The organism is Enterobacter sp. 03-F-07-AD-ECC (assembly GCF_047530935.1).
Lineage (GTDB): Bacteria > Pseudomonadota > Gammaproteobacteria > Enterobacterales > Enterobacteriaceae > Enterobacter > Enterobacter cloacae.
The window spans coordinates 48,565-60,563 of record NZ_JBLKBZ010000006.1 but is presented as its reverse complement, the minus strand read 5'-3'; the positions used below and the strand labels follow the sequence as shown (position 1 = coordinate 60,563).

11 protein-coding genes are annotated in these 11,999 nt (G+C 53.5%); 4 read left to right on the top strand and 7 right to left on the bottom strand.

Going from position 1 to position 11,999, the window contains the following annotated elements:
- Positions 1-77: 77 nt before the first annotated feature.
- The gene (locus ACMWKA_RS11365; RefSeq protein ID WP_248076101.1) at positions 78-617 is read right to left on the bottom strand and encodes an AAA family ATPase; all 540 of its coding nucleotides are present in this window, start codon (positions 615-617) and stop codon (positions 78-80) included.
- Positions 618-999: 382 nt separating this feature from the next.
- Between ACMWKA_RS11365 and ansP the strand changes: the two genes are divergently transcribed.
- On the top strand, positions 1,000-2,496 hold the full coding sequence (gene ansP / locus ACMWKA_RS11360) for an L-asparagine permease (protein ID WP_020684770.1): 1,497 nt from the start codon (positions 1,000-1,002) through the stop codon (positions 2,494-2,496).
- Between the two features lie 93 nt (positions 2,497-2,589).
- On the opposite strand, the gene ACMWKA_RS11355 is transcribed toward ansP, so the two are convergent.
- On the bottom strand, positions 2,590-3,651 hold the full coding sequence (locus tag ACMWKA_RS11355) for a YncE family protein (protein WP_020689165.1): 1,062 nt from the start codon (positions 3,649-3,651) through the stop codon (positions 2,590-2,592).
- Between the two features lie 244 nt (positions 3,652-3,895).
- On the opposite strand from ACMWKA_RS11355, the gene pqqU reads away from it, so the two are divergent.
- Positions 3,896-6,007 (top strand): TonB-dependent receptor PqqU, encoded by a 2,112-nt coding sequence (gene pqqU, locus ACMWKA_RS11350; protein WP_414760231.1) that lies wholly within the window; start codon positions 3,896-3,898, stop codon positions 6,005-6,007.
- 138 nt (positions 6,008-6,145) lie between these two features.
- Here the strand turns inward: pqqU and ACMWKA_RS11345 are convergent, their stop codons facing one another.
- From ACMWKA_RS11345 to ACMWKA_RS11335, 3 genes are all read right to left on the bottom strand, one after another.
- Positions 6,146-6,814 carry a GntR family transcriptional regulator gene (locus ACMWKA_RS11345; RefSeq protein ID WP_013096488.1) on the bottom strand — a complete coding sequence of 223 codons (669 nt, stop codon included), beginning with the start codon at positions 6,812-6,814 and terminating at the stop codon, positions 6,146-6,148.
- Positions 6,815-7,067: 253 nt separating this feature from the next.
- A complete protein-coding gene (locus ACMWKA_RS11340; protein ID WP_414760230.1) occupies positions 7,068-8,108 on the bottom strand; it encodes an NADP-dependent oxidoreductase in 1,041 nt (346 codons plus the stop codon).
- A gap of 65 nt (positions 8,109-8,173) precedes the next feature.
- Entirely contained in the window at positions 8,174-8,749 is a 576-nt protein-coding gene (locus ACMWKA_RS11335) for a helix-turn-helix domain-containing protein (RefSeq protein WP_414760229.1), read from the bottom strand.
- 150 nt (positions 8,750-8,899) lie between these two features.
- Between ACMWKA_RS11335 and ACMWKA_RS11330 the strand changes: the two genes are divergently transcribed.
- Positions 8,900-9,418, top strand: coding sequence for an N-acetyltransferase family protein (locus tag ACMWKA_RS11330; RefSeq protein ID WP_414760228.1), 519 nt, complete (start codon positions 8,900-8,902; stop codon positions 9,416-9,418).
- Positions 9,415-9,864, top strand: coding sequence for a DMT family transporter (locus ACMWKA_RS11325; RefSeq protein WP_023621252.1), 450 nt, complete (start codon positions 9,415-9,417; stop codon positions 9,862-9,864). The genes ACMWKA_RS11330 and ACMWKA_RS11325 overlap by 4 nt, the downstream gene beginning before the upstream one ends.
- A gap of 3 nt (positions 9,865-9,867) precedes the next feature.
- Here the strand turns inward: ACMWKA_RS11325 and ACMWKA_RS11320 are convergent, their stop codons facing one another.
- Both ACMWKA_RS11320 and ACMWKA_RS11315 read right to left on the bottom strand, forming a co-directional pair.
- A complete protein-coding gene (locus ACMWKA_RS11320; RefSeq protein WP_013096483.1) occupies positions 9,868-10,101 on the bottom strand; it encodes a YdcY family protein in 234 nt (77 codons plus the stop codon).
- A 99-nt stretch (positions 10,102-10,200) separates the two neighbouring features.
- Positions 10,201-11,799, bottom strand: a complete 1,599-nt coding sequence (locus tag ACMWKA_RS11315; protein WP_045294213.1) for an ABC transporter substrate-binding protein — start codon at positions 11,797-11,799, stop codon at positions 10,201-10,203.
- Positions 11,800-11,999: the final 200 nt, after the last annotated feature.

Here is an 11,999-nt window from a genome sequence, read left to right as displayed (position 1 = left end):
TAATAAAGGCGTATTTCACCGCTGAGAAACAATTAATTTACATTTGGTTTGCCGGAAATCAGATATATAAAACCCTGTTAAAAATAAGACTTAAGTGAGGCGATAAGCGTTTCCGCCTGAGCGCGGCGGGTAATACGGATAAAGCGTATGTGTGCGTAGTCCGGGTTTTGCATATCGACCTGATAACGCCTGCGGTTGTTGCGCCAGGTTTTAATCGTCCAGATGATAATGGACTCTCTGCTGAGGAAGGCGCGCCGGAAACTCTCTTTATTGCCCGTTCCCGGCCAGAGTTCGTGTTGATTCCAGGCCCGCTTGATCGCCCGGATAACGGCCTGATACAGCGTACGGACAAATCCATAGTCCACCCAGACGACCAGATCCACATTGCGCCATTTAACGGGGCGCGTGCGGTTATAGTTGCCATCGAGCACCCAGTTTTGAGAAGCGCTTAATGCATGCTCCAGTTTTTCCAGAAACGCATCATCTGCTGTGCCCTGCCAGTTCGGGCGCCAGTAAAGCCTGTCCATCTCAATATAAGGAATAGCCAGCTCATCAGCGATCCGTCTTGCCAGCGTGGTTTTTCCACTTCCGCTGGTGCCGATTACATTAATTTTCACCGTTAGCCTCGTTCTGGCAGAATAAAAACCAAACCGATCATAGCGTTTACCTTCCGCTAGTTCCACTGAGCAACTGATAAGCGCCACTGATGTTTAAATCATCAATCCGCGAATCTTTTGTCTAAAAACTCACCACGATTCAGCGCGTTGTGATCCCCGTCTGCTCTGACCACACGATTTCCTTCGACGTGCATCACTTTCGGCACGGTTATATTTTGCGTCGCTTATCAATTGCAGGTAGGATGCCTCGCCATGTTTCGCCTTATCCATACGCAGAATGACTGGGAAGGCGACATGTGTTTGCGCAGAAGCAATCGTTTGTATGCTCTCTGCCAGGCAGGACTATCACGATAATGGTTCAGACAGGCAAACAGGTAACTCAATGAAAACAAGCAATAAAAGCGCAGCCGATCATCATGCTGCTAAACGTCGCTGGTTAAACTCCCATGAAGAGGGCTACCACAAAGCGATGGGCAACCGTCAGGTTCAAATGATCGCCATCGGCGGCGCTATCGGTACAGGTCTGTTTTTAGGTGCTGGTGCACGTCTGCAGATGGCTGGCCCGGCTCTCGCCCTCGTCTATCTGGTGTGCGGGATCTTCTCCTTCTTCATTCTTCGCGCGCTGGGCGAACTGGTACTGCATCGCCCTTCCAGCGGCAGCTTTGTCTCTTACGCCCGCGAATTTCTCGGTGAAAAAGCCGCCTATGTCGCTGGCTGGATGTACTTCGTTAACTGGGCGATGACCGGTATCGTCGATATCACTGCCGTTGCGCTGTATATGCACTACTGGGGCGCGTTTGGCGATATCCCGCAGTGGGTCTTTGCGCTTGGCGCCCTGGCGATTGTCGGCACCATGAACATGATCGGCGTGAAGTGGTTCGCCGAGATGGAGTTCTGGTTTGCACTGGTAAAAGTGCTGGCGATTGTGATTTTCCTGGTCGTCGGTACCGTCTTCCTTGGCAGCGGTAAGCCGCTGGACGGCAATGCAACCGGCTTCCATCTGATAACCGATAACGGCGGCTTCTTCCCGCACGGTCTGCTGCCGGCGCTGGTTCTGGTGCAGGGCGTGGTGTTCGCCTTTGCCTCTATCGAGCTGGTGGGTACGGCGGCGGGCGAATGTAAAGACCCGCAGACCATGGTGCCAAAAGCCATTAACAGCGTGATCTGGCGTATCGGTCTGTTCTATGTGGGTTCTGTGGTGCTGCTGGTTCTGCTCCTGCCATGGAACGCCTACCAGGCGGGTCAGAGCCCGTTTGTGACCTTCTTCTCTAAACTCGGCGTGCCATACGTGGGCAGTATCATGAACATCGTGGTGCTGACCGCGGCGCTCTCCAGCCTGAACTCTGGCCTCTATTCCACCGGCCGTATTCTGCGCTCCATGTCGATGGGCGGCTCTGCGCCGAAGTTTATGTCGAAGATGAGCAAGCAGCAGGTACCATATGCCGGTATCCTGGCGACACTGGTGGTCTACGTGTTTGGCGTGTTCCTGAACTACCTGGTACCGTCCCGCGTGTTCGAAATCGTGCTGAACGTGGCCGCGCTGGGGATTATCGCCTCCTGGGCCTTTATCGTGGTCTGCCAGATGCGTCTGCGCAAAGCCATTAAAGAGGGCAAAGCGGCTGACGTGAGCTTCAAGATGCCGGGTGCTCCGGTGACCTCATGGCTCACCCTGCTGTTCCTGTTCAGCGTGCTGGTACTGATGGCGTTCGACTACCCGAACGGCACCTATACCATCGCCACCATTCCGCTGCTGGCCGTTCTGCTGATTGCCGGCTGGTTTGGCGTGCGTAAGCGCGTGCATGAAATCCACAGCACCGCGCCGGTTCATCATGACGATGAAAAACACGACGGCCCGCTGGTGGAAGAGACCTCGCGTTAATAAAAAAAGCCGGGTGGCGGCTTCGCCTTACCCGGCCTACATTTCAGGATTTTGTAGGCCCGGTAAGCGCAGCGCCTCCGGGCAATGCCCACATTAGAGCGCGATACGTACCACATCGTCAGGCTGGGTCGCTTCCTGCTGACGGGTGGATTTCTGTTTCACCGTCACGTACAGCGTTTTGCCATCGGCAGAGAGCGCCAGGCTGTTTGGATAGACCGGCGTGTCGAAGGTTTTCGTCACTTTGTAGGTTTTGGTGTCAATCACGCTCACCTTTCCGGCTTCACGATGCGTCACGTACGCTTCGTTGCGCGTCGGGTTAAAGAGCACCGCCAGCGACTCTGGCGTCGCGATCTTCTCAATCACGCTGCCATCCTTCAGGCTCACCACCAGCACTTCCGGCTGTTTTGAATCGGTCAGGAAGGCACGCTGCCCGGCCGTATCCAGACTCAGGTTCAGATAGAAGTGCTCTTTACCATCATCCTGCACCTTTTTGCGGCTGATGATTTTGTTGCTGGCGGTATCAATTGTCACCAGTTCGCCGTCGGCGTTGGTGGTATAGAGGCGTTTCGCTTGCGCATCCAGTGCCAGGCCGGTGCCGTAAGTACCGGTATTGGCGATGGTATCCTTCAGCTTCAGCGTTGTGCCATCCACCACCCAGATCACGCTCTCTTTACCGACCCCGGTGATGTACACGGTGTGGGTGGCATCATCCGCCACCAGCTGACGTGGCTGCAGCGGTTTGACCGTGTCACTGCGTTTGCGGTCGTCCAGAACCAGGCGCCCTTTCACCTCGCCCGTTTTGGCATCAATGGCGGTCACGGCACCGTTGATGGTGTTACCCAACCACAGCGTCTGGGAGGCCGAATCCAGGGTGGCGCCAAACGGTTTAAGATCGTTATGAATAACTTGCGTCACGTCCAGTGTGACCGGATCGAGGCGATACACAATTCCGCCTTTATCCATTTTACGGCTTTGTGATGTCGCAACCCACAGCGCATTCTCCTGCTGGCTCACGGCCATTTCATACGCGCCTTTGCCTACCGCTTTGCGCAACATCTCTTCGCCAGCGTGCACCTGGAAGGTACCGGCAAGCAGTAAAGCGCTACACAACAGAGAACGACGCAGACGCGGCGAGCACAGATGACGTAAAGACATAACAATTCCTTTTTCACAAGAGGGGGTGTACTGCTGACATCACTTCCGGTCGGCAACGTCATGGCATTGCCGTTTTGTTAATGAGAATAGTAATCATTAATCAGCAAAATGTGGAGTTTTTCTTTTCCGCTTCGCCTTTCCTTAACGCAATGTGCGGTTATAGTTTTCAAAGCATTTACAAAAGTTTTAACATATATGCACATGTTCCATTTGGTACGTTTCTTATCCTTAACCGGTTTATTTCATGAAAATCATTTCTGCCCATAGGGCTACGCTTCCACTGCTGCTGGCTCCTGTTATCTTTTCGCCCCTCACTGCGATGGGCGCGGATGAACAGACCCTGATCGTCAGCGCCACCCCACAAACGGTATCAGAGCTTGATACCCCGGCGGCGGTCAGCGTCGTGAACGGCGATGATATGCGTCACGCCGCGCCACGCATTAACCTCTCGGAATCGCTTGGTAGCGTCCCGGGCCTGCAAATTCAGAACCGCCAGAACTACGCCCAGGATCTGCAGCTGTCGATGCGTGGCTTTGGTGCACGCTCCACCTTCGGGGTGCGCGGTATTCGAATGTACGTGGACGGGATCCCGGCGACCATGCCAGACGGCCAGGGCCAGACCTCTAACATCGATCTCTCCAGCGTGGAGAGCGTGGAAGTGCTGCGCGGCCCCTTCTCTGCCCTGTATGGCAACGCCTCCGGCGGCGTGATCAACATCAACACCCAGACCGGTCAACAGCCGCCGACCATTGAGGCCAGCAGCTATTACGGCAGTTACGGTACCTGGCGTTACGGGATGAAAGCCACCGGCGCGATGGGCGACGGCACACACGCGGGCGATGTGGATTACACCGTATCCACCACCCGCTTCACCACCAAAGGCTACCGCGATCACAGCGGTGCGCGGAAGAATCTCGCCAATGCCAAACTGGGCGTGCGGATTGACGATGCCAGCAAGCTGACGCTGATCTTTAACAGCGTGGACATGAAAGCCAACGATCCGGGTGGACTGAATTACCAGGAGTGGCAGGATAACCCGCGCCAGTCTCCGCGTGGCGATCAGTACAACACGCGCAAAACCATCAAGCAGACCCAGGCCGGGCTGCGCTATGACCGCCAGCTCAGCGCGCAGGACGATCTCAGCGTCATGATGTACGCCGGCGAGCGTGAAATGACCCAGTACCAGTCGATCCCTTACACTGCACAGCTTAATAATCGGAACCACTCTGGAGGTGTCATTGATATGGCACGTCATTATCAAGGGATAGATACGCGATGGACTCATCGTGGAGAATTTCTTGTTCCAGTTACATTCACCACAGGTTTGAACTACGAAAATCTCAACGAAAATCGTAGGGGTTATGAAAATTATGTAATCGTCCATAGCAAACCAGTTTACGGTGTAAAAGGAATAAAACGCCGCGATGAACGGAATTTGATGTGGAATTTGGATCCTTACTTCCAGAGCAGTTGGCAACTCACCAATAAGTTATCACTTGACGCAGGGGTTCGTTATAGTTCTGTCTGGTTTGATTCAAATGATCATTATTTGAAAAATGGCGATGATAGCGGTAACACCAGCTATCATAAATGGCTCCCAGCGGGGTCCGTTAAGTATGCAATCACTGATGCATGGAATGTTTATGCAGCAGCTGGCCGTGGGTTCGAAACACCAACCATCAATGAACGCGCTTACACTGCAGGTGGCAGTGGGGGATTGAATTATGACCTCAAACCTTCAACAAATAACACCTATGAGATAGGCAGTAAAACCCGTATCGGCAATGGGTTATTGACTGCAGCACTATTCCGCACAGATACCGATAATGAAATAGTGGTCGATTCATCGACAGGAAGACGCGACACGTTCAAAAACGCCGGTAAAACCCGTCGACAGGGGGTGGAAGTTTCCCTCGATCAGCAGTTTGCTGAAAACTGGAAGCTGAAAATGGCATGGACATATCTGGACGCCACCTACCGCACCAACGTCTGCGGTGATGACAACTGTAACGGCAACCGGATGCCGGGTATTGCCCGCAATATGGGCTTTGCTTCGTTTGGCTGGCAGCCTGAAGAAGGCTGGTACGCGGGTACCGACGTGCGTTACATGAGCGATATCATGGCCGACGACGAAAACACGGCAAAGGCTCCGTCTTACACGGTGGTCGGTCTGAATACCGGGTATAAGTTCAACTATGGCAACTGGGGCCTGGATCTCTTTGGTCGCGTTGATAACCTGTTCGACAAAACGTATGCCGGCTCGGTGATTGTCAACGAATCCAACGGACGTTATTACGAACCTGCTCCGGGTCGTAACTACGGCGTTGGCCTGTCGGTTGCTTATCGTTTCGAGTAGGACTAAAACAGGCATTTTATTGCCTGTTTTTCTCTTTCGTAATCTTAAATATCGTTCCTGATGGCGTAGAGCCATCAGGACTTATTCATGGAGCGAATGTTTTACGACGGAAATATAGATTGGCTACTAAATAATTCCTCAGCTAAAATATTGACGCTGTAAAAGTGAATTAGCTTCATCAATCAGTTTATCCACCGCTTTCTGGCTGGCTTCAACATCCCCTCTTTCCAGTGCCGCAAGTAACTCCTCGTTGTGATACGCCGACGCTTTGATGTCGTTGAGCTCCTGATGCAGATAGTTAATACAGGGCCCGATGCGTATCCACAGCTGCTCAATTAATGCGCTGAGCGTTGGCATCTCCGCATACTGATAAAGGGTGAACCGAAACACGCGATTCGCGTGCAGCGCCTGCTGAACATTGCCGTTGCGCATCGCCTCATGAAAGGCATCCGACATTTTGCGCAACGTCTCAAGCTTAGCTGGCGTCATATGCTGACAGGCGGCCGCTACCGCCATTGGTTCCAGTTGTTTCCTGATAGCGGTGATCTCGTTATAGCGTTCCAGCGTGACCTCCGGCACCAGAAACGCCTGCGCCGGTGTGGCCTGCAGCGCCCCTGAGGAGACCAGACGCAAAAGTGCCTCACGAACCGGTGTGATACTGGTTCCTAATTTATCGGCAATCTCTTTGGTAATCAGTCGAGCGCCAGGTTTCAACGAGCCTGTAATTAATGCCCCTTTCAAACTGATTTCAACTTGCATGGTAAGACTGATTCTTTGCGCTTTCTCTAAATGATCCAAATCAAGCATGTTCAATTCCTGTAGCTAAAACTTAATGCTATTTATTAACGTCAGTTTAAATAAACGACGTTGGTCCGATATATCCTGTATCGTCATGCCTGGTGGTGGGAAATGCGTATAAACATCAAAAAGTACAAACACGGTTTTTTATCGCTCTTTGGCTCATCCGCAAGGAAGGCACGAAAGCTGTGTAGGTTTAATTAAAGACAATATATCGTATCTTCACAAATAAATATGGCGGGTTACCCCGCCATAATCTTGTTTATTTATTGTCTGCCGCGACGCGAATCACGACTTTGCCAAAGTTTTTGCCTTCCAGAAGGCCAATCAGCGCCTCCGGTGCGTTTTCCAGCCCGTCGGTCACCTGTTCACGATAGTGGATTTTACCCTCCTGCACCCAGCGCCCCATCTCTTCCTGGAACTCTTTGATGCGGTGTCCGTAATCCTGGCCGATGATAAAGCCCTGCATACGAATGCGTTTTTTCAGGATGGTGCCCATTAACAGCGGCAAACGATCCGGCCCCTCAGGCAGACCGGTGGCATTGTAGCCGCTCACCAGACCACATACCGGCACCCGCGCAGAGGTATTGAGCAGCGGGAGCACGGCGTCAAAGACCTTACCGCCAACGTTTTCATAATAGACATCAATACCGTTCGGGCACGCGTTCTGAAGCTGCGTGGCAAAATCATCGGCATGATGATCCAGACACTGGTCAAAGCCCAGCACCTCAACGGCATGGCGGCATTTCTCTGCGCCTCCGGCCACACCGATGACCCGGCAGCCTTTGATTTTACCGATTTGCCCAACCGTCGCACCTACGGGCCCCGTAGCCGCGGCAACCACCAGGGTCTCACCCGCCTTGGGTTGCCCGATATCCAGCAGCCCCATGTAGGCAGTAAAGCCCGGCATCCCCAGAACGCCCAGCGCCCAGGAAGGATGGGAGGGATTTTCGCCCAGTTTGACCAGACCACTGCCGTCAGAGAGGTCGTACTCCTGCCAGCCGCTGTATCCCAGCACCCATTCCCCTGCTTTAAAATCCGGATGACTGGACCGCTCAACGCGGCTGACCGTTCCGCCGACCATCACCTCACCAATTTCAACCGGCGGCGAATAGGATGGCGCATCACTCATGCGGCCGCGCATGTACGGGTCAAGCGAAAGCCAGATCGTACGCAGCAGAACTTGTCCTGCCGCCGGTACCGGAACCGGCTGCTCTTCGAGACGAAAGTTATCCGCGACCGGCGCGCCGTGTGGACGCGAAGCCAGTACCCAGCGACGATTTTGCGAAACAGATTGATTCATCAGAGACTCCTTATGGTACAGATGTCCATTGATCCTGGCTCATGATCCGCCTGAGCGCCTTAACATTACGAGCCAGACTGGTTAAGACGAACCACCAGATAAACACAGGGTTCATTGGTTTCGTTAATGAACCGACAGTCATTGGGCGGCCCGAGCTCCAGACAATCCCCGGCCTGCATTTCGTGGCGGGTGTCGCCTTCCTGAAAGACCAGCTCCCCGGACTGCAGCCAGATCAGCTGGCGGGCCAGCGCATAGGACGATGCGGGCATCGGCACATCGCTCCCGGCGGGCAGTTCAACCTGGACAAGATCGATGGGCAGATCGGTGCGCGGTGAAACATGGCGGCGCAGATAATGGGTTTGCGGATCGTGCCAGACGGGCTGGTTAGCAAGGCGCAGCAGTTTACCCTCCTGCATCTCCGCTCTTGCTATCAGCGTTGACATGCTGATGCCGAACGCGCCGGATAAGCGCGCAAGCAGCGTTGCCGTCGGGCTGCTGTCGCCGCGCTCAATTTTGTGGATCATGGCGCGCGAGACGCCTGCCCGATCGGCGAGTTCGCTCAGCGACCATCCGCGTGATTCGCGTTCAAGGCGAATTCTTGCGCTAATCCGTTGATTCATCGTGTCTGTTATGGTGTTCATGACGTCATACTATAGTGTATGAACGGTATTTCAATGAGGTTTTAATAACAAAAAAATCGGGCTTATACCGTAGCCATCTGTCTGGGTTATTGTGTAATATTGTAGCAATAACGTAATAACATAGTAAACAACACATTCAGGGGTTCCATCATGATCGTTCGTCATGCCTGCAAAGAAGACTGCGCCGCTATTGGTGAAATTTACAACCACGCGGTGCTGCACACCGCCGCGATCTGGAACGATACCACGGTCGATACTGATAACCGTATCGCATGGTTTGAGGCCCGCACCCTCGCAGGTTATCCGGTTCTGGTAAGCGAAGAGAATGGCATCATCACCGGCTACGCCTCCTTCGGTGACTGGCGCGCCTTTGACGGTTTTCGTCATACGGTAGAGCACTCGGTTTACGTCCACCCGGATCACCAGGGCAAAGGCATTGGCCGTATGCTGATGAAGGCGTTGATTATTGAAGCCCATGACATCGGCAAGCATGTGATGGTGGCGGGGATTGAAGCGCAGAACCACGCCTCTATCCATCTTCATCAGACGCTTGGCTTTGTTACAACGGGTCAGATGCCGCAGGTGGGCACCAAATTTGGCCGCTGGCTGGACTTAACCTTTATGCAGCTGCAGCTTGATGAGCGCAGCGATCCGGATGCGATTAAATGAACCAATCACTGACGCTGGCTTTTCTGGTGGCGGCGGGCATTGGCCTGGTGGTGCAAAATACCCTGATGGTGCGTATCACCCAGTCCTCCTCCACCATACTCATTGCGATGCTGCTGAACTCGCTGGTCGGTATTGTGTTGTTTGTCAGCATTCTGCTGTTTAAACAAGGGGTCGCGGGGTTTAGCGAGCTGGCATCCACGGTACGCTGGTGGACGTTGATCCCCGGGTTGCTGGGTTCATTTTTTGTTTTTGCCAGCATCAGCGGTTACCAGAATGTTGGCGCGGCGACAACCATCGCCGTGCTGGTGGCAAGCCAGCTCATCGGCGGGCTGATAATGGACGTGCTAAAAAGCCATGGCATCCCGCTGCGGGCGCTGATCGGCCCGGTGTGCGGTGCAGTAATGCTGGTGGTGGGCGCGTGGCTGGTGGCCCGACGCCAGTTTTGAACATTACAGAATAACGCCGCCTTTGGTGAGTTGCTCCTGGCGCGCCTCCATCTCTTCTTTATGTTGCTTACCGTGGTGCGAAATCGCGGTACGCAGGCGCTGCTGCTGGGTATAGCGTTCTTCGCGGCTCAGCTCAGCATCATCGCTCAGTTCAATCAGCAGTTCGTTCATATGTGCAATGACGCTTTCGTCAATCGCGGCATCCACACGGGCGATAACTTCGTTTAAATGTGACATTGTCACTCCTTTTCATTGGCCCGGTGGCGCTGCGCTTACCGTGCCTACGAGGCATGAGTAGGCCGGGTAAGGCGTAGCCGCCACCCGGCTATAAAATGCTTAGTTCAGCTTCGCTTTTGAGAAATCACTGCCCATCAGGCTCACGCTGTAACCCGTGACGTTGCTGCGGGTTGCATAGAATGTTTTGCCGTTTGCCAGCGCAATCCACGGCGCCTGCTGATAGAAAATCTCCTGCGCCTGGCTATACAGCTTCGCACGATCGTCCGGGTTGCTGGTCAGTTTGGCTTTCTGCACCAGGGCATCATAATCCTTATTACACCAGCGCGCAGCGTTGGAGCCGGTTTTGATGCTATTGCAGCCCAGCAGCACATCGGCAAAGTTATCCGGGTCGCCGTTATCCGACATCCAGCCGAACAGCGCGGAGTCGTGCTCGCCTTTACGCATTCCGGAAAGATACTCTCCCCACTCGTAAGAGACGATTTTGGCCTTCACGCCCACTTTCGCCCAGTCGCTCTGGATCATCTCGGCAATACGGCGGGAGTTCGGGTTGTACGGACGCTGTACCGGCATTGACCACAGCGTGACCTCCGCCCCCTTCTCCAGTCCGGCCTGTTTCAGCAGGGCTTTCGCTTTTTCCGGGTCGTAGCTGTAATCCTTCAGATCTTTATTAAAGCCCATCATATTTGGCGGAATTGGGGATTTCGCGACCGTACCGGAGCCCATAAAGACGGCGTTAACGATGGCCTTTTTGTCGGTGGCGTAGTTCAGCGCCTGGCGCACCAGCACGTTATCAAACGGTTTTTTCTCGGTATTGAACGCCAGATACCCCACGTTCAGCGCATCGACGGAGTGCAGCGTCAGGTCTTTGTTGTTCTTAATGACGTCAAACTGCACCGGAGATGGCGCAGGAATGATCTGGCACTCATTGGTTTGCAGTTTCGCCAGACGGGTCTCCACGTTTGGCGTGATGGAGAAGATCAGGTGTTTGGTCGGGACCGGGCCTTCCCAGTAGTTCGGGTTAGCCACATAGCGGATCAGAGAATCCACTTTGTACTGCTGGAGTACATAGGGGCCGGTTCCAATTGGCCAGGTATCGACGTTCTCAGGCGTGCCTTTTTTCAGCATCGCATCCGCATATTCGGCAGACAAAATGGAGGCAAAATCCATGCCCCAGTCGGCCAGGAAAGCGGCGTTCGGTTCACTGAGGGTGAACTGAACATGATAATCATCGACCTTTTTAACGTCCTGAATCAGCTTATCGAGGCCGACGTCGTTAAAGTATTCGTAATTGCCCTGCGACACATTGTGATACGGGTGTTTAGGGTCTTTCTGACGCATGACCGAGAAAATAACGTCATCGGCATTAAAGTCGCGCGTCGGTTTGAAGTATTTGTTGCTGTTGAACTTCACCCCTTTACGCAGCGTAAAGGTATAGGTCTTGCCGTCGGGTGAAATCGTCCAGGATTCCGCCAGAGACGGAACCGGGGTGTTTTTCACCGGGTCGAAATTGATCAGGCGGTTATAGAGTACCTGAGAGCTGGCGACGAATGACGGGCCTGAGCTGGCAATTTGCGGGTTGAACGACTCGGGGGACGCTTCAGAACAGTAAATAAGGGTGTCGTTGTTTGCCGCCCATGCGGCACCGGCTGGTAAAATAGCGCTCAGCGCAAGGGCGAGCAGTGTTTTCCCTGTAGACATGGTTATAACCCTGACAGTTTTATTATATAGGACAGTAATAACAGCACAGCCGCTATAAGCTGGCAAATAACGAAACACTATCAGGTTATTCTAAAGCCGCGTTTTTCGCTGGTTTTACAGCCAGTGCCGAAAAAGGTGATTTGTCTTAAGTTCCATTATCCGTCAAGCACAACCGTTACGATCTATTCCGCAAGAAATCG